We start from the raw sequence: 16,794 nt of genomic DNA, 5'->3' as shown, positions 1-16,794 counted from the left end.
CATGCAAGACCGTTACCTCGAACCCCATCAGGCCCGTACCCGCGAGCCGAACGCCTTCGAAGACCTGCTCGGCGATTCCATCGAGCGCGCCTACGCCGCCGGCCTGCACGACCTGCCGGGGCTGCTCGGCTACCTCAACCAGGCCGGCCCGACCTGCCCGGGCGGCGGTCCCTGGACCGAGGAAGCCTACAAGACCCTGATGGCCCGCCTGGGCGCGTGAATTCCCCCGAGAGGAAACCGCTATGAGCACCGTGGACCCTGTTGAACAGCTTCTCGCCAACGGCCTGAAGAACCTCTGGTACCCGATCTGCCCGGTGGGCTTCATCGAGGACAAGCCGGTGTCCCTGCGCCGCCTGGGCTACAAGCTGGCCGTCTGGCGCGATACCGACGGCACCCTGCATGCCCTCGAAGACCATTGCCCGCACCGTGGCGCGCCGCTGTCGCGCGGGGTGAACCTGGGCGACCGCCTGCAATGCCCCTACCACGGCGTGGAAGTGCGCTGCGACGGCGTTACCGCCCGCGTGCCCGGCAGCCCCGGCTGCAAGCTGGAAGGCAGCCAGGCCACGCGCTTCTTCCACATCACCGAGGCGGCCGGAGCCGTGTGGCTGTACAACTCGGCGGGCAATGTCGAGGAAGCCCCGCCGCTGGTGCTGCCCGAGCAACTGACCGACCCCGAGTTTTCCCACTTCCTCTGCTATACCGAGTGGCGCGGCGACTACCGCTACGTGCTGGACAACGTCATGGACCCCATGCACGGCACCTACCTGCACAAGCAGTCGCACTCCATGTCCGAGGGCGAAAGCCAGGCACGCTTCGTCACCCGCGACACCGATACCGGCTTCATCTTCGAGAAGGACGGCCAGCGCGGGGTCAACTTCGACTGGACCGAATGGGCCGACACCGGGATGCACTGGATGCGCCTGGAGATTCCCTATCCGAAGACCGGCGGCCCGGGTGGCAACTTCCATATCGTCGGCAGCTACACGCCGATCGCCCGCGACCTCTGCGCGGTGTTCCACTGGCGTTGCCGGCCGCTTATCGGCTGGCAGCGCGACACCTGGCGCTTCCTCTACAGGAACCGCCTGGAGGCGCGTCACTGGGCGGTGCTGGAGCAGGACCGGGAAATGCTCGAATTCATGGAGCCGGACGCCAACCAGAGGGAGAACCTCTACCAGCACGACCTCGGCCTGGTGCGCCTGCGGCGGCACCTGAAGAACCTGGCCAAGGCCCAGCTGGAACTGATCGAGGCCCGGCAACTGTGACCGCCGTGCGCCGGATCCGCGCCGCGGCGCTACCCGACCTGCCGGATGCAAGCTGGTCCAATGCCCTGCTGGTGGGAGAGGAGCTGGTGATGTCCGGCATGACCGCGCACCCGGCCACCCGCCAGGCCGCCGAGCGCGGCGCCGCGCTCGACGCCCATGCCCAGGCCCTGGTGGTGCTGGGCAAGGTGAAGGCGCTGCTGGAGGCGGCGGGAGGCCATGTCGGCAACCTCTACAAGCTCAACGTCTACGTCACCCGCATCGCCGACAAGGACGCTATTGGGCGCGCGCGGCAGGAGTTCTTCGCCGGCCAGGGCACTTTTCCCGCCTCCACCCTGGTCGAGGTGAGCGGCCTGGTGTTTCCCGAACTGCTGGTGGAGATCGACGCCTGGGCGCGCCTCGATATCGACCTGGCGAACTGCGACGAAGCCTGAAAGCGAGGTAGAAGATGACTCACGACAACAGACTGGCGGCCTTCGTCCATACCCTGCGCTTCGAGGCGCAGGGTATCCTCGGCGTCGAACTGCGCCCGCAGGGCGACCAGGTCTTTCCGCCATTCAGCGCCGGCGCGCATATCGACCTGCACCTGCCCAACGGCCTGGTGCGCAGCTACTCGCTGCTCAACTCGCCGGAGGACTGCGGCCGCTATGTGCTCGGCATCCTGCGTGATCGCGGCAGCCGCGGCGGCTCCGCGTTCGTCCACGATAGCCTGCGGGTCGGCATGCAATTGCAGATATCCCGGCCGCGCAACCTGTTCCCGCTGGAGGAAAACGCTGCGCACAGCGTACTGGTGGCCGGTGGCATCGGTGTGACGCCGATCTACTGCATGTTCAACCGCCTGCGTGCGCTGGGACGTTCGGTGGAACTGCTCTACTGCGCGCGCTCGCGCCAGGAAGCCGCCTTCGTCGAAGAACTGGCCGCCAGCGATGCCGCTATCCAGCTGCATTTCGACGACGAGAAGGGCGGCCCCATGGATCTCGGCGCCTTCCTTGGCGCACGGGCGTCCACCGCGCATTTCTACTGTTGCGGGCCGACCCCGATGATCGATGCCTTCGAGACGCACTGCGAACGCCTCGGCCATCCGCATGTGCACATCGAGCGCTTCGCCGCCGCGCCCCAGGCCCCGGCGGCGCCCCAGGGCAGCTACGAAGTGCGCCTGGCGCGCAGCGGCACGAGCATCGAGGTGCCGAGCGGCAAGTCGTTGCTCGACGCCCTGCTGGAAGCAGGCGTGGCGGTCGATTGCAGTTGCCGCGAGGGCGTTTGCGGTTCCTGCGAGACCCGTGTGCTGGAAGGCGAGCCGGAGCATCGCGACGGCGTCCTGACCAAGGCGGAAAAGATCGCCAACCAGACCATGATGGTCTGCGTGTCCGGCTGCAAGGGATCGCGCCTGGTGCTCGACCTCTGATCCCTGGTTATTCCCGCATTGCCTTTGGACCGGCGTTTGTAACGCCGGTTTTTTTTGCCTGGGGATCGAGCCCGGCCAAGGTTGGAATAGCGTTCCGGGGGGGACGAAAAGTGTCACCGTGATCTTTCTACGCACCCGCTTCGGGCGTTTTCGTTACCTTGCCAAGAGCCTGTTTCGAGGGTGAAAAGAAGTTGCGCGTTTAATATATAAACAACTGTATTTAAATGATTTTTTTGTTTTATAAGATTGTTCTTGCACTGGCATGGTTAATGCTCGAAACGTTGTGCCGCATATGAAACGAAGTGCGGAGCGATAACACAACCGAGGCCGTTCCGCCGGCCGGGAAAAATAAAAAACAAGAGCAACCGGAAACCAACTATCCAAGGCCACCCGCGCTGTCGGCGAAGTTCGCCGAAGGGGTTCGGCTTGCTCGAAAAAAACGCTGCCCTGGCGCACTCGCAGACGAGGTCATGATGAAAACCCATCCGCTGTTCCCCGTACTTCTTCTTTCCAGTCTTTCGGCCCTGGCCGCTTCGCCGCCGTCCGAGGCATCGAAGACCGGCAAGCCTTTTCCGCATGTCGGCCTGCGCAGCGACGACGGGCGCAGCAGCCTGGATATCGGCGGCGCGCTGCGGGTGAACTACCGCGACGAACACTGGAAGAGTACGGAAAACAATGGCCGCCTGCTGTTCGATACCTTCCGCCTGGATATCCAGGCAACCCACGAGGACTTCTTTTCCGACCTCGGCTACTGGTTCCAGGACGACGGCAAGCGGGCCATCGACCGCGGCTTCGTCGGCTATCGCTTCAGCGACCTATCCAGCCTGCAATTGGGCGCGCCGTTCAAGCCGTTCGGCCTGGAGCCCTATCCGCAGTTCGGCTGGAGCTACCACATCCCGTTCTTCCTGGGCTACGGGGTCAGCGCCGGCAGCGGCGCCAAGTACGTCTACAAGGACGCCGACTGGCATGTCCAGGCCGGCTATTTCCCACGGATGCTGCCGGGCGGTGTGCGCTATTCGCCGGAAGTCGGCCGTTATGCCGACCTGGACGACAACGCGGTCGCGGCGATTCATTCGCGGCAGGACAACGAGAAACGTGACCAGCTCAACCTGCGGGTCGCCCGTAATCTCGCCGGAGATGGCTGGAAAAGCGAGTTGGGCGCGTCGCTGGCGGCCTCGCGCCTGTACAACGCGACCACCAGGGACGATGGCCGCTACTGGGCGGCGGGGTTGCATGGCGTGCTCAACGCCGGCAACTGGACGTTCAGCGGCGAAGCCATTCGCTACGCTTTCGATCCGAAGAACCCGGCGGGCGTCAGCGACGACGTGGTGCTCATGGGTACCAACGGCCTGACCCCGGCCTACCTGATGGCCGCCAGGGCCTCGGTGGCGTCCTTCAACGTCGCCTACGACGTGCCGACGCCGAACCTGGGCATGCTGAAGAAGCTGCGCTTCTACAACGACTACAGCCGCATGTTCAAGGACAAGGCCGGCTGGGACGACTCGCAGATGTATACCGCAGGGGTGCAGTTCTTCGCCTTGCCGATCATGGGCTGGCTGGACTTCACCTGGGGACGCAACGCCAATCCCTACGGCGGTGCCGAGAGCGGCACGGGCTTCAGCAGCACCAGTTCGTCGCGCAGCAACGAGTGGATATTCCGCACCAACCTGAACATCGGCTACTACTTCTGAACGGCGGAAAAAACGAAGCCCCGCCAATTGCGGGGCTTGCTTGCGGTGTGGACGGCGCTGCTCACAGGTCGAAGTCGTAGTCCGACAACTGGCGCTGCAGGCGGCGTTCTTCCAGCAGGTTGTCGATGATGCGACGCTTGGTCAGGTTGGTCTTGGCCACCTCGACGCTGGTTTCCTCGCCGTCATCCTCTTCAACGCCGGCTTCGTCGTCGATCTCGAGTTCTTCTTTGGCTTTTGCCATGACATTCACTCCAACTTATGGGGTGGTAATGGCGCACCTTATAGCGACAAAGCCGTGGCTGGTAAAAAAGATTTTTTCAATCGTAAAGATAGGATTTCGAATAGTTGATCAATCGTCTGAAGTCTTGTGCTTGTATTCGCACAGGTCCTCGATCCGACAGCTTCCGCATTGCGGCTTGCGCGCCTTGCAGACGTAGCGGCCATGCAGGATCAGCCAGTGGTGGGCATCGAGCAGGTACTCGCGCGGCACGAACTTCAGCAGTTTCTTCTCCACCTCCAGAACGTTCTTTCCCGGTGCTATGCCGGTGCGGTTGGCGACGCGGAAGATATGCGTGTCCACCGCCATGGCCAGTTGCCGGAAGGCGGTGTTGAGCACCACGTTGGCGGTCTTGCGGCCAACCCCGGGCAGGGCTTCGAGGTCCTCGCGGTTGTCGGGGACCTGGCCGCCGTGCTTTTCGATGAGGATGCGGCAGGTTTCGATGACGTTCTTCGCCTTGCTGTTGTAGAGGCCGATGGTCTTGATGTACTCCGACAGCCCCTCGACGCCGAGGGCGTGGATCGCCTCGGGGGTGTTGGCCACCGGATAGAGGCGGGCGGTAGCCTTGTTCACCCCGACGTCGGTGGCCTGGGCGGAGAGGATCACCGCGATGAGCAGTTCGAAGGGGGTGGTGTAGGCCAGTTCGGTCCTTGGCTCGGGGTTGTCTTCGTGCAGTCGGCGGAAGATCTCCGCGCGCTTGGCGGCATTCATTCAATCACTCCGGTGACGCGGACGCGCTGGCGCTGGGTGGCGGGTACGTCGCCCGCCTGCACCTTGGCGCGTTCCGCCAGGCTTTCATCGATACGGTTCTTCAGGGCGATCAGCAGGCCGAGCATGATGAACGCGCCCGGCGGCAGGATCGCCAGCAGGAAGCCCTGGTACTGCGGGAACGGCTGGATCTTCCAGTCCGCCGCCGCCGGGCCGAACAGCAAGTGCATGTCGGCCAGCAGGGTACCCTGGCCGAGCAGCTCGCGCAGGCCGCCGAGGACCAGCAGGACCAGGGCGAAGCCGAGGCCCATCAGCAGTCCGTCGAAGCTGGCGCGCAGCACGCCGTTCTTCGCCGCGAAGGCCTCGGCGCGACCGAGGATCACGCAGTTGGTGGTGATCAGCGGGATGAAGATGCCGAGGACCTGGTACAGCTCGTAGGTCCAGGCCTGCATCAGCAGTTCGATGCAGGTGGTCAGCACGGCGATGATCATGACGAACGCCGGCAGCCGGATCGCCTCGCTCACCGCGCCGCGCACCAACGATACCGCGGCATTGGAGCAGGCCAGCACGAGCATGGTGGCCAGGCCCAGGCCGAGGGCGTTGACCGTCGAGTTGCTGGTGCCCAGCAGCGGGCACAGGCCGAGCAACTGGACCAGGCCCGGGTTGTTGCGCCACAGGCCGTTGCGGGCGATCTCGCGGAAATCTTGTTCACTCATGTCCGGCAGCCTCTTCGGGGGCGAGCAGGCGTTCGCGGTTGGCGTCGAAGTAGCGCAGCGCCTTGTGCACGGCGCGGACCACGGCGCGCGGGGTGACGGTGGCGCCGGCGAACTGGTCGAACGTACCGCCGTCCTTCTTCACCGCCCAGCCGGCGTCCGCCGGATCGCCCAGGCTCTTGCCGTCGAAACCGTGCACCCAGGGACTCTTGGCCAGTTCGATGCGGTCGCCGAGGCCGGGGGTTTCCTTGTGCGCGACGACCCGTACGCCGAGCAGCCGGCCCTGGGCGGTGACCCCGACCAGTAGCTGGATGGCGCCGCTGTAGCCATCCGGCGCGCTGGCCTGGAGGATGACTGCGCTGGCCTGGCCGTGCAGGCGGGCGACATAGGCCGGACGCGGCGCATCCAGGCCGAGCAGCTTCGGCGCGAAGGTTGGCACCTGGCTGTCCAGCGGATGGTTGTCGTAGCTGCCCGGCGGCAGCAGTTCCAGCAGGGCGCGGCCGCGCGCCTCGCGCTGGGCTTCGGCGATGCGCGCTTCGGTGAATTGCTGCACCAGGGCCACCAGGCCCACCCCGACCAGGGCGAAGAGCCCGAGCAGGAGGGCATTGCGCAGCATCGAACGGCGAGTCGCGGCGTCCATCAGTCGCCTGCCTTGAAGCCGCGCTCGGCCTTGCGATGGCCGTAGGTGCGCGGCCGGGTGTAGTAGTCGATGGTCGGCGCCGCCAGGTTCATCAGCAGCACGGCGAACGCCACGCCATCGGGATAGCCGCCCCAGGCGCGGATGACGTAGGTGAGGACGCCGACGCCGAGGCCGAAGACCAGCCGCCCGCGATTGCTGGTGGCGCCGGACACCGGGTCGGTGACGATGAAGAAGGCGCCGAGCATGGTCGCCCCGCTGAACAGATGGAACAGTGGCGAGCCATGGGAATCGGAGCCGGAACCATTCCAGAACAGCAGGCTCATGGCGAACAGGCCGGCGAGCATGCCCAGCGGCGCGTGCCAGGTGAACAGCCGGCGCCAGAGCAGGAACAGGCCGCCGAGGAGGAACGCCAGGTTGACCCACTCGCTGCCGGCGCCGCCGAGATGGCCGAAGGCCGGGTTGCCGGCGAACAGCTCGTCGACGGTCAGGCTGCGGTCGGTCTTCAGCACGTCGAGGGCGGTGGCGTGGGCCCAGGCGTCCGGTCGGGTAGCGAGGCCGAGGAATTCGCGGAGGCTGTCGGGCAGGCCGAGGGCGCTGTCCGGCGAGGGCCAGCGGGTCATTTCCAGGGGAAACGAGACCAGCGCCACGACGTAGCCGAGCATCGCCGGGTTGAACGGGTTCTGTCCGAGGCCGCCGTACAGGTGCTTGCCGAACACCAGGGCGAAGAAGGTCGCCACCAGGGTCAGCCACCAGGGGGCGTAGGGCGGCAGGGCGACGGCCAGCAACAGGGCGGTGACCAGCGCGCTGCCGTCCTTGAGGAACACCCCCGGCGGACGTTTGCGCAGGGCCAGCATGGCGGCTTCGCAGGCCAGCGCGACGAGGCTGGCCCAGGCCAGGTTGAGCAGGGTGCCCGGGCCGTACAGCCAGGTAAGCGTCAACAGGCCGGGGACGCAGGCGCCGAGCACCAGGCGCATGATCGCCGGGGTACGGTTGGAGCCGCGGGCGTGGGGCGAGGTGGGGCGGGGCAGGGCCATGGTCACTCCGTGCCGTGTTCGGTTAGGGCGCGCTCGGCGGCGCTCAGGCGCGCGCGGGCGGCGGCGAGTGCGGCGGGGTCGGCGTTCGCCAGGCGTTCGAGCTTCTTCAGGGCGGCGCGGGCGTAGGCCAGCTCGGTCTTCAGCTCGCGGGTGCGCGGGTCGACCGGGCGCTTGTCGATCCGCACCAGCTCCGGCGCCGGCTTGCCGCAGGCGTCCTCGGCGGCATGCAGGTCGCGCTCGGCGGCTTGCAGCTCGCCGCGCAGGCGTTCCAGCTCGCTGTCCATCACCCCGGCCTGCTCGGCCTTCTTCAAGGCCGCGCGCTTGCCGACCAGGGCGATCTTCGCCCGCTTCAGCGCCGCCTGGCCGTCGTCGCCGGGCGCCGCGGGCTTCGGCGCGTGACGCTCGAGGCGGGCCAGGGTGGCTTCGCAACGCTCGACCTCGGCGCGCAGTTCGTCGAGGGTCGCCCGCTGCTCGGCGCCGGGCGCTTCGCCGAAGGCCTTTTCCGAGCGCTTGAGCTGGGCGCGGGCCATGGCGGCCTGGGCCTTGGCCTTCTTCAGTTCGGCTTCGTCGTCGAGCGCGGCAGGCGGTGCGCTGGGTAGGTCGCGCGGCAGGCTGGCTTCGGCATCGGCCAGGGCCTTGTCGGCGGCCTCGGCGGCGGCGCGCAGTTCCGCGACCAGGCCATGCTGTTCCGGGGTGTCGTGGCTGAGCAACTGTTTCTCGGCCTTCTTCAGGGCCACCCGCGCCATGCTCGCTTCGATCTTCAGCCGTTTCAGCCGTTCGCTGCCGCTACCGGCCTGCTTGCGCGCCCTGGCCCGCTCGATCGCCGCCTGCACCGGGTCGACCGCCGTGGCGGGGGCGGCTTCCTCGCGCTCGGCCTGGGCGGCGCGCGCCAGCGCAGCCTTCTCCGCGCGTTGGGCGCGTTCTGCGGCCCGGCGCTCCTCGTCGCGGCGCAGGCGAGCCTGGCGTTGCTCGAAACGCTCACGGGATTGTTCGGCCTTCAGCAGCTTCTGCCGCTGCTCGCGGATCTCCGCCTTGGACGCGCGGTAGTACTGCACCAGGGGAATGCTCGACGGGCAGACGTAGGCGCAGGCGCCGCATTCGATGCAATCGAACAGGTTGTGGGCGAGCAATTGCTCGTGCTCGTCGCCCAGGGCGAAGAAATGCAGTTGTTGTGGCAGCAGGCTGACGGGGCAGACCTGGGCGCAGTCGCCGCAGCGGATACAGGGCATGGCCGGCACTGGTTCCGGCAGCTCCGTGGCATCGCCGGCGAGCAGGCAGTTGCAGGTCTTGATCAGCGGCACCGAGAGATCGGGCAGGGCGAAGCCCATCATCGGCCCGCCCATCAGCACGCGTTCCAGGCGTCCCTCGGCGAGGCCGGCGAACGCCAGCAACTCGTGTACCGGCGTACCGATCAGCGCCTCGACGTTCATCGGCCGCTCCAGGGCGCCGCCGGCGAGGGTAGTGATCCGCGAGATCAGCGGCCGACCGAGGACGACGGCATCGTGCACGGCGGCCAGGGTGCCGACGTTCTGGCACAGGATGCCGATGTCCGCCGGCAGGCCGTCCGCCGGGACCTCCCTGCCGGTGAGCAACTGGATCAGCTGGCGCTCGCCGCCCGAGGGATAGCGGGTCGGCAGGGCGACGATGCGATAGGGCCGTTCACCGAGGGCGGCGCCGAGGGCGGCGATGGCTTCCGGCTTGTCGTCCTCGATGCCGACCAGCACCTCTTCGGGGCGCAGGATCTGCACCAGGATATCGATGCCGCCCAGCACCTGCGTGGCGCGCTCGCGCATGAGCAGGTCGTCGGCGCTGATGTAGGGCTCGCATTCGGCGCCGTTCACCACCAGCGTATGGATCTTTTCCGCCGGGCGCGCGGCGAGCTTGGCGGCGGTGGGGAAGCCGGCGCCGCCGAGACCGCCGATGCCGGCCGCGCGGATGCGTTCGAGCAACGCCAGCGGGCTTTCGGCGCGGAAGTCCGGGCAGGGATGCAGCTCGGTCCAGCGCTCCAGGCCGTCGCTGGCGATGACGATGGCCGGCGCGGGAAGACCGGAGGCATGCGGATAGGGGTGTGCGCCGATCGCCACCACGGTACCCGAGGTCGGGGCATGCAGCGCGGCGCTGACGGTGCCGTCCGGGAGGGCGATGGTCTGGCCCTTGAGTACGGCCTGGCCGACTTCCACGCAAGGTCGCGCCGGCGCGCCGATGTGCTGGCCGAGCGGCACGATGTAGCGCTGCGCCAGCGGCGCCTGCTGGATCGGCAGGGCGGTGGAGCGCTCCTTGTTGGCCGGCAGGCAGAGGCCGCCGGGGAAGGCGTGCAGGGCGCTCATGCCGCTCGCTCCCGGTCGCTGGCGATCAGTCGCGGCGACGGCTGGGGCCACTTCCAGTGGCGCACGTCGTCCGGTATCTCGCGCATCTCGATGCAGTCCACCGGACAGGGCTCCAGGCACAGGTCGCAACCGGTGCATTCGTCGGCGATCACCGTGTGCATCAACCGTGCGGCGCCGACGATGGCGTCCACCGGGCAGGCCTGGATGCACTTGGTGCAGCCGATGCATTCGGCCTCGCGGATGTAGGCTACCCGCGGCGGGGTTTCCTCGGCGGCGTCGAGCGGCTCGGGCTCCAGGTCGAGCAGGTCGGCGAGGGCGCGGATGGTCGCTTCGCCGCCCGGCGGGCACTTGTTGATCTTGTCGCCGGCGGCGATCGCCTCGGCGTAGGGCTTGCAGCCGGGGTAGCCACACTGGCCGCACTGGGTCTGCGGCAACAGGGCGTTGACCTGCTCGGCGACCGGATCGCCCTGGACGCGGAAGCGCACCGCCGCATAGCCGAGCAGCGCACCGCCGGCCAGGCAGATCGGCAGCAGCGCGCCGATCGCCAGGAACACGCCGTTCATGGCCGGACCAACCCGCTGAAGCCCATGAACGCCAGCGACATCAGGCCGGCGGTGATCATGCCGATGGCCGCGCCGCGGAACGGCGCCGGCACGTCGGCGATGGCGATGCGCTCGCGCAGGGCGGCGAACAGCACCAGTACCAGGGAAAAGCCCAGCCCGGCGCCGAAGCCCTGGGTAGTGGCCTGGAGGAAGCCGTATTCAGCCTTGTTGGCGTTGAGCAGGGCGACGCCGAGGACGATGCAATTGGTGGTGATCAGCGGCAGGAAGATGCCGAGCACCCGGTACAGCAGCGGGCTGGTCTTCTTCACCAGCATCTCGGTGAACTGCACCACCACCGCGATCACCAGGATAAAGCCGATGGTGCGCAGGTACTCCAGGTCCAGCGGGCGCAGCACGTAGCGTTGCAGGATATGGCTGCACATCGCCGCCAGGGTCAGGACGAAGGTGGTGGCGAGGGACAGGCCGATGGCCGTCTCGATCTTCCGCGACACGCCCATGAACGGGCACAGGCCGAGGAACTGCACCAGGACAAAGTTGTTGACCAGGATGGCGCTGACCAGGATCAGGGCGAGTTCAGTCATACGCGAAGCATTCGTTGCAGGGCCGGGGCCGTCGGGGAAATCCCCTATTATCGGGTGGGATTGCCCTGCAAGGCTAGCGTACCTTCGCAGTTTGGCATGGCAACCCAGTCAGTCGCAGGCGCCGCCAGGACCCATGGTCCATGGCGGAGGCTCGTGCAAGTGCCCGCGATGTGGGTTTCAGCGCGCCAGCCGCTGCTCGATGCTTTGGCTCAGGGCCTTCAGGCGGGGCAGTACTTCTTCGGGGGGCGGGGTGTAGTCGGTGAGGTCGTCGGTGCCTTTCTGGAAGGTCTGCACCTGGATCGCTACCAGCGGATCGAGGGTGCCGCCTGTATGGGCCAGGCCGAACCAGGCGCGTTCCCGTTCGCCGGAGTCGGGGCGCGGGTCGAGGCGCCAGCCTTCGAAGGCGGCCAGGCGCTTGCCGATGTGGAGGCTGTCGAGCAGCGCGCTTTTTTTCCATTTCTGCCGGTCGTAGCCGGGACGGAAGTCGCTGTCGTAGAGGCCGCTGGTGGGACGGGTCTGCCAGGGATCGTTGGCCGAGGCGGTGAGCAGGCTGAAGATCACGTTGGGCGTGCGGGTGAAACGCAGGCTGTTCTTCAGTTCGTAGGCGGTCTTGCCGTCGTCGGCGATAAAGCCGTAGGGGAAGCAGATGCCCGGTTCGTTCGGCACTTCGTAAAGCTCGCGGGTGCGGAAACGGGCGATTAGGTCCTTGATGCGCTGGGCGGAGTTCTCGGTCGGCTTGGAGAAGGTGAAGTAATAGACCCGCTGGTTGCGCCAGAGCAGGACATGGAAGGGGATATTCTTGCTGCCAAGGATATGGGAGTCGGGGATGCCGAGATCGTGTTCGTAGATCTTGGCGAGAGGAATCTTGGCCTCCATTTCTGCGATTCCTTTTTTTATCCGTTCAATACTTTTCTCTTCGCTCTTGTTTTTTTGGAGCGTACTTATTGCTTTCTTATCTAGTTTTATGTTTTCTCTAAGATGGTCTTGGTATATTTCTGCTGTTCCTTTTATGTAGTTTGAGGCGTTATGGAATTCATTTTTATCAACCTTTTCGGAAACGTAAAAAATCATACTGTCGTAGTCATAGCTGCCGTTGTCACCTACGGCGGTCACCTCGGCGGTAAAGTTATGCCCCCCCCCTTTGGATATCTGCCAGACTCGTGAGGCATCATAAGTTGCCCACTCCATCTCCTCCGGTATCTCGAAGGTCATTCGACCCAGACACTCCTGGTATTTACTTGAGGGGGCTTCTGCCCAAGTTATATTCGAGCTGCTCAATAGGATAAGCCCCATCAAAACCCTTTTCATGTGCGATGCTTTCCTTGTGCCGAGCTATCTCCATTCATGGCGACCTGGGTGGGAAGCGATCTGCTGTCCTGATGTGCCAGGATGCTTAGATTCAAGCCAGAATCATTGCGCTCACCACGGGTCCAACTGGTTGGTAGAGCCGTGATGAAACCGGAAACCCCGTTGGGTGGTGGGAAGGTTTTCACCGAAGTGAGATTAGATGAGCGCCAGAAGATTTCCTGATATGGCATCGGCTCCATCAGTTGTCCGCCCGCCCTTAACTCGCCAGGTTTTCTGTATGCCCAGGTGGGCCATATGGAGGCGGGAAATCCGTCCTCAAATCCTTTAGGCGGCTCTGGAGTCAGTTGCAGTTGAGTCTGGCTGATATTTTGGGGAATAAAATTGAAAGTCCGTTCATAGGCACGAGTATTCTCCTTGGCTAATGTTTGTATAGCTTCCCAGGCCTCTTGAGCCGCCGGGATGGACAGATAAGCACTCAACTCGCTGGCCGGCTTGACGAAACCGCCTGGCCCCTGGCTCAAGCCAAAATGCTTCTTCCACAAATTCACCCGCAACTGGTGGATGGCCTTGCCGACGATGGCGTCGTTCTTGCCGTCCAGCCTGACCGTCAGCGGCTCGCTGTCGCGCACCATCACCGCCAGCTCGGAGTCGCGCTCGCCTTGCAGGCTGCGGTCGTTGATATTGGCGCTGCCGAGGATGGCCACCCGGTCGTCGGCGATCAGCAGCTTGCTGTGCACGTAGATCTGTTCGGTGACCACCCGCCCGCCGAGCACCGCCCAGGTGCGCAGGTTGAGCAGGGTCAGGTAGCGGCTCCAGTCCTGCTGTTCGTAGACCGGGCGACCGCGAGCGTCCTTGCGCTCGATGATTTCCCGGGCCTGGGCCGGGTCGGACTTGCCTTCCAGGGCCTTGAGCGCCATCTGCCGCTGAATGCGCTTGACCAGGCTCTGTTCGCCGAACACCAGGCTCTGCTGGGTCAGGTGCACCTGGTGCATGATGTTCGGCACGTTCAGCGCGCCCTCCGGGTGCACCGGCAGGACCAGGTAGACGTGGAACGGGTGCTCGCGCTGGATGGCCCGTTCGATGCGCCGCGCCAGGGCTTCGCCGATCTCGTTGAGCAGGCCGTGCTGGGCCTCGCCGAGCTTGTGGGTGAGCCAGCCCTGGGCGTTCACGCCCCACATGGCGAGCATCGACTTGAGGAACTGGCGGGCCTCGGTGCCAGGCTCCTGGGCGATCTTCTCCACTTCGGCCCAGTCCAGCAGCCAGAGGTCGCGCTGCTCCAGGGCTTCCTCCAAGCGTATCCGGACGACGAAGTCGCGTCGCAGGCTGCCAACGTCGCGCAGACTGGCCATGGGGCCTGAAAGGGGCAGATCCTTGAAAACTTCGCCTTCCTTGCCGAACTCGCTCTGGAAGAACTGGTTCTCGATATAGATGAACTGCTGCGCCCCGGAAATCGCCAGGAGCATGGCGTCCTTGCAGTTGCTCTGGACTCCTTCGGTGGAGACGCCGACCTGCAAGGGCAGGTTCACTCCCGCGCCGAGGCGGCCGGCCTGCTCCTGTTCGAGCATGCGCGCCGCGGCGCTGCGCAGTACCTGTACGGTCATGCCGCCGCGGCGCACCTCCGGCTCTTGCGGCAACTGTTCCGGCGCGTTGATCCAGCAGGGCGTGGGTGGGTCCAGTTCGAGCCGGAGGTTGCGCTTCTCGTCCAGGTAGTTCTCCAATCCCGCGGCGGCGGCCAGGCTGTTCAGCCACTTCATCACGGCTTCCAGGGCGCTGCGTACCAGCGCCGTATCCTGTAGCGCCGGCGTCTTGGCCAGGTAGGCCTGCTGGCCGTTCCAGCGGTCGATGAAGTTGCGCGCCAGGTCGTACACCGACGGCCCTTCGATGCGGCAATGCACATCCTGCCAGGGCATGCGCGGCTGGTCGGCGGCCAGCCGGGCGTTGTCCGGCGAGGCCAATGGCTGAGGCGCTTCGTCCAGGTAGCGATAGGGTTGCTGGTGGCCTCCGGCGCGAGCCTGCAACAGCCTGTGGAGTGTCCAGAACAGCGAGCCGGCCAACTCGCCGGCCTTGCCGCTCAGGTTCTGCGGGATATCTTCGAAGCCCTTGCCGCTGATCAGGGTCAGGACCTGGCCCAGTTCGGTTTCGCTCATCCACTGGTTGATCAGGAGCAGGCTCTTGATCCGCAGGGCTTCCGGCAGGTTGAGCGCGGCCGTGCGCAGTTCCTCCAGCCAGGCGCGCAGGCGGCGTTCGAGTTCAGGCTCGATGGGCAGGGCGTCGAGGTTGTCGGCGATCAGGTTGGCAATGGCGCGGATGCTGCTGGCGACCATCTGCCGCCTGAGCGCATCGAGCCGTTCGAAGCCTTCGTCCAGGCCTTCTTTCGAGCTGTTGTAGGCGCGGCCGAGCCATTGCAGGGAGGGCAGCATCGGGCTGCGGAACAGGTCGGAAAGGTAGGCGGCGCCGTTGAGGGCGCGGGCGCGGCTGGGTGCGAGGGGAATGCTCAGCAGCGGTTCGTCGCTGGCGGCGATGTGCGGGAAGGGCGACAGGCGAAGGGTGGGCGCATGCAGCGTCAGGCTGGCGAGCGGCCTGGAAAGGTCGAACAGGGTGGCCATCATCAGGCCCATGGAGCTGACGTGTTCGTCCTCCGCCATCCAGCCAAGATGCGGTAGGCCGGGATTATAGGCGTCGTTGCCCCGGCGCCCGGAGGCGTCGAGGCTGAAATCGTTGTCGTCGCGACGGCCATAGGCAAGGTCGATCCCGCCGACATAGCCGATGCGGTTGTCGATCACCACGGATTTCTGGTGGTGGGAGAAGGCGACGCCCAGTCCCTGCATGTCGCTCTGCTGGATCGCCGGCGTACAGAAGGCGCGCGCGCCGCCCTCGAGTCCGGCGTTGAGCTGGAACACCGCGAGCATGGTTTCGAAGTCATAGGTGCCGAGGCTGCCGGAAGGGCTGAGCCAGGGCATCACGTAGACCTTCAGCGCGGGCGAGCGCTCCAGCGCCTGGCGCAGGCACTGCCAGAGGCTGCGGCGGCCGTCGAGGAGGACGTCGTAGTTGACCTGCCAGCCGGTGATGAAGATGCTCGAACTGGCGCTGTCGAGGGCGCTGGCCAGGTCGCTGAAGTAGTCCCGGCCGGTGGTGAAGAAGCGGACCCGGTTACCGGCCCGCTTTTCGGAAAAGAGGTTGGACCCCTTGATGAAACAGCCCGGTGCGGAAATGGCTACGCAGGGGCTGCCATCCTGCTGGTTGATCTGGTTGAGTTCCTTTTCGTGGAGGCCGTTGTAGGGCTTCTTCTGCAACATGGATCAGTCCTTGGCCAGTAGGTGGGAATAAAGGTCGCCTTCGCAGCAACTGTCGAGCTTGCCGCGCTGGTGTTCGAGCGGGGTGGGCGCGCGCTGGCCGCCCAGGGTGTCATGGAAGTCCAGCGCGCCCAGCGCGTGGCGCGTGGCGTCCCAACCCTCACGCTCCCGATGCGGACGGATGCCTATTCGTTGCCCCGGATACACCAGCCAGACATCGCCAGGCGCACGCTCGCAGGCGTTCGATAGCTGACGCTGTTGAGTGTCGTCCAGCACCAACCGTCCCTTCTCGTCGCTCTCGCCTTCCAATACCAGGTTGTGCTCCTTACCCTGGACGATGCGCCAGGGCGTATGAATCAAGGGGAATCCTTCGTCTCCGGGAATATCCTGCAAACGGATATCGAAGCGGTATTCGCCGTTCTGCTTCGGATCGCTGGCGTGGAGACCGGCGTTGGCGGGTTGTAGCGGGCGTCCTGCGACATCGGCGTCCGCCGCCCCCGGCGTCAACGGCATCTTGATCGCGATCCCCGAGCCGCTTCCCGGTGCGCCGCCTGCATTGATCCGTGCCAGCGGGCCGCTGATGGCGATGCCGCTTGCGTCGAGCCGGATGAAGCTGCCGCCGGCCTTCACCGTCAGTTCGCTGTCAGCCTCGATCACCATCTTCTGCCCGGCCTTCAGGTGGATCTCGCGCCCGGCCTTGGCCAGGTAGGCACGACCGAGCTTCACGTGCTGGCTGTCGCCGACCGTCAGGTGGTCATCGGCCTTCAGCTCGACCTTGCGCTCTCCGCGCACGGTGTGATGCTCCTCGGCCTTGAACTCGCTGTAGCTGTTCGCCTCCACGGTGTCGTGGCGTTCGTGGCCGACGCGGATCTTCTGGTCGTGCTCGATGTTCTCGTCCCAGTCGCGCTGGGCATGGACGAAGATCTGTTCCTGGCCCTTGCGATCCTCGATGCGCAGCTCGTTGTAGCCACCACCGCCAGGGCTGCTGAGGCTCT

16 protein-coding genes are annotated in these 16,794 nt (G+C 65.7%); 5 read left to right on the top strand and 11 right to left on the bottom strand.

What is annotated here, in order from left to right; translation table 11 throughout:
* Position 1 precedes the first annotated feature (1 nt).
* The 5 genes from JHD77_RS12695 (at position 2) to JHD77_RS12675 (ending at position 4,355) form a co-directional block, all read left to right on the top strand.
* Entirely contained in the window at positions 2-220 is a 219-nt protein-coding gene (locus JHD77_RS12695) for a recombinase-like helix-turn-helix domain-containing protein (protein ID WP_003112909.1), read from the top strand.
* A gap of 22 nt (positions 221-242) precedes the next feature.
* Entirely contained in the window at positions 243-1,262 is a 1,020-nt protein-coding gene (locus tag JHD77_RS12690; protein WP_031756608.1) for an aromatic ring-hydroxylating oxygenase subunit alpha, read from the top strand.
* Positions 1,259-1,693, top strand: coding sequence for a RidA family protein (locus tag JHD77_RS12685; protein WP_003112911.1), 435 nt, complete (start codon positions 1,259-1,261; stop codon positions 1,691-1,693). The genes JHD77_RS12690 and JHD77_RS12685 overlap by 4 nt, the downstream gene beginning before the upstream one ends.
* Before the next feature lie 14 nt (positions 1,694-1,707).
* Entirely contained in the window at positions 1,708-2,664 is a 957-nt protein-coding gene (locus tag JHD77_RS12680) for a PDR/VanB family oxidoreductase (protein ID WP_003112912.1), read from the top strand.
* A 470-nt stretch (positions 2,665-3,134) separates the two neighbouring features.
* Positions 3,135-4,355, top strand: coding sequence for a hypothetical protein (locus JHD77_RS12675; RefSeq protein ID WP_003112913.1), 1,221 nt, complete (start codon positions 3,135-3,137; stop codon positions 4,353-4,355).
* A gap of 61 nt (positions 4,356-4,416) precedes the next feature.
* Here JHD77_RS12675 and JHD77_RS12670 read toward each other — a convergent pair whose 3' ends face one another.
* The 11 genes from JHD77_RS12670 to JHD77_RS12620 all read right to left on the bottom strand — a co-directional run.
* Entirely contained in the window at positions 4,417-4,596 is a 180-nt protein-coding gene (locus JHD77_RS12670) for a PA3496 family putative envelope integrity protein (RefSeq protein ID WP_003092052.1), read from the bottom strand.
* Positions 4,597-4,704: 108 nt separating this feature from the next.
* Positions 4,705-5,343, bottom strand: a complete 639-nt coding sequence (gene nth / locus JHD77_RS12665) for an endonuclease III (protein ID WP_003092050.1) — start codon at positions 5,341-5,343, stop codon at positions 4,705-4,707.
* Positions 5,340-6,056: an electron transport complex subunit E gene (locus JHD77_RS12660; protein ID WP_003107418.1), complete on the bottom strand. Its 717-nt coding sequence runs from the start codon at positions 6,054-6,056 to the stop codon at positions 5,340-5,342. Before JHD77_RS12660 ends, nth begins: the two co-directional genes overlap by 4 nt.
* Complete coding sequence (gene rsxG / locus JHD77_RS12655; RefSeq protein WP_003092047.1) at positions 6,049-6,693, bottom strand: electron transport complex subunit RsxG; 645 nt, start codon at positions 6,691-6,693, stop codon at positions 6,049-6,051. Before rsxG ends, JHD77_RS12660 begins: the two co-directional genes overlap by 8 nt.
* The gene (locus JHD77_RS12650) at positions 6,693-7,727 is read right to left on the bottom strand and encodes an RnfABCDGE type electron transport complex subunit D (RefSeq protein WP_023081525.1); all 1,035 of its coding nucleotides are present in this window, start codon (positions 7,725-7,727) and stop codon (positions 6,693-6,695) included. The genes rsxG and JHD77_RS12650 overlap by 1 nt, the downstream gene beginning before the upstream one ends.
* Positions 7,728-7,729: 2 nt before the next feature.
* The gene (gene rsxC, locus JHD77_RS12645; protein ID WP_031756610.1) at positions 7,730-10,054 is read right to left on the bottom strand and encodes an electron transport complex subunit RsxC; all 2,325 of its coding nucleotides are present in this window, start codon (positions 10,052-10,054) and stop codon (positions 7,730-7,732) included.
* Positions 10,051-10,617 carry an electron transport complex subunit RsxB gene (gene rsxB, locus JHD77_RS12640; RefSeq protein ID WP_003103780.1) on the bottom strand — a complete coding sequence of 189 codons (567 nt, stop codon included), beginning with the start codon at positions 10,615-10,617 and terminating at the stop codon, positions 10,051-10,053. Before rsxB ends, rsxC begins: the two co-directional genes overlap by 4 nt.
* Positions 10,614-11,198 carry an electron transport complex subunit RsxA gene (rsxA, locus tag JHD77_RS12635; protein ID WP_003092041.1) on the bottom strand — a complete coding sequence of 195 codons (585 nt, stop codon included), beginning with the start codon at positions 11,196-11,198 and terminating at the stop codon, positions 10,614-10,616. Before rsxA ends, rsxB begins: the two co-directional genes overlap by 4 nt.
* A 177-nt stretch (positions 11,199-11,375) precedes the next feature.
* Entirely contained in the window at positions 11,376-12,074 is a 699-nt protein-coding gene (locus tag JHD77_RS12630) for a T6SS immunity protein Tli4 family protein (RefSeq protein WP_003109999.1), read from the bottom strand.
* Between the two features lie 428 nt (positions 12,075-12,502).
* Positions 12,503-15,802: a phospholipase D gene (pldA, locus tag JHD77_RS12625; RefSeq protein ID WP_003092035.1), complete on the bottom strand. Its 3,300-nt coding sequence runs from the start codon at positions 15,800-15,802 to the stop codon at positions 12,503-12,505.
* A gap of 3 nt (positions 15,803-15,805) precedes the next feature.
* Positions 15,806-16,794: bacteriophage T4 gp5 trimerisation domain-containing protein (locus JHD77_RS12620; protein WP_426756979.1), on the bottom strand; the 989-nt coding region annotated here is incomplete at its 5' end.

The sequence above is a fragment of the Pseudomonas sp. P20 genome (genome assembly GCF_016463925.1).
GTDB classification, from domain to species: Bacteria; Pseudomonadota; Gammaproteobacteria; order Pseudomonadales; family Pseudomonadaceae; genus Pseudomonas; species Pseudomonas aeruginosa.
The sequence above is the reverse complement of the archived record's forward strand: the minus strand, read 5'-3'. Positions and strand labels throughout refer to the sequence as shown.

Excerpts from the sequence above, each read along its gene's own strand:
- JHD77_RS12695 (WP_003112909.1), top strand. The coding sequence starts at position 2 with ATGCAAGACCGTTACCTCGAACCCCATCAGGCCCGTACCCGCGAGCCG.
- JHD77_RS12690 (WP_031756608.1), top strand. The coding sequence starts at position 243 with ATGAGCACCGTGGACCCTGTTGAACAGCTTCTCGCCAACGGCCTGAAG.
- JHD77_RS12680 (WP_003112912.1), top strand. The coding sequence starts at position 1,708 with ATGACTCACGACAACAGACTGGCGGCCTTCGTCCATACCCTGCGCTTC.
- JHD77_RS12675 (WP_003112913.1), top strand. The coding sequence starts at position 3,135 with ATGATGAAAACCCATCCGCTGTTCCCCGTACTTCTTCTTTCCAGTCTT.
- JHD77_RS12670 (WP_003092052.1), bottom strand. The coding sequence starts at position 4,596 with ATGGCAAAAGCCAAAGAAGAACTCGAGATCGACGACGAAGCCGGCGTT.
- nth (WP_003092050.1), bottom strand. The coding sequence starts at position 5,343 with ATGAATGCCGCCAAGCGCGCGGAGATCTTCCGCCGACTGCACGAAGAC.
- JHD77_RS12660 (WP_003107418.1), bottom strand. The coding sequence starts at position 6,056 with ATGAGTGAACAAGATTTCCGCGAGATCGCCCGCAACGGCCTGTGGCGC.
- rsxG (WP_003092047.1), bottom strand. The coding sequence starts at position 6,693 with ATGGACGCCGCGACTCGCCGTTCGATGCTGCGCAATGCCCTCCTGCTC.
- JHD77_RS12650 (WP_023081525.1), bottom strand. The coding sequence starts at position 7,727 with ATGGCCCTGCCCCGCCCCACCTCGCCCCACGCCCGCGGCTCCAACCGT.
- rsxC (WP_031756610.1), bottom strand. The coding sequence starts at position 10,054 with ATGAGCGCCCTGCACGCCTTCCCCGGCGGCCTCTGCCTGCCGGCCAAC.
- rsxB (WP_003103780.1), bottom strand. The coding sequence starts at position 10,617 with ATGAACGGCGTGTTCCTGGCGATCGGCGCGCTGCTGCCGATCTGCCTG.
- rsxA (WP_003092041.1), bottom strand. The coding sequence starts at position 11,198 with ATGACTGAACTCGCCCTGATCCTGGTCAGCGCCATCCTGGTCAACAAC.
- JHD77_RS12630 (WP_003109999.1), bottom strand. The coding sequence starts at position 12,074 with ATGGAGGCCAAGATTCCTCTCGCCAAGATCTACGAACACGATCTCGGC.
- pldA (WP_003092035.1), bottom strand. The coding sequence starts at position 15,802 with ATGTTGCAGAAGAAGCCCTACAACGGCCTCCACGAAAAGGAACTCAAC.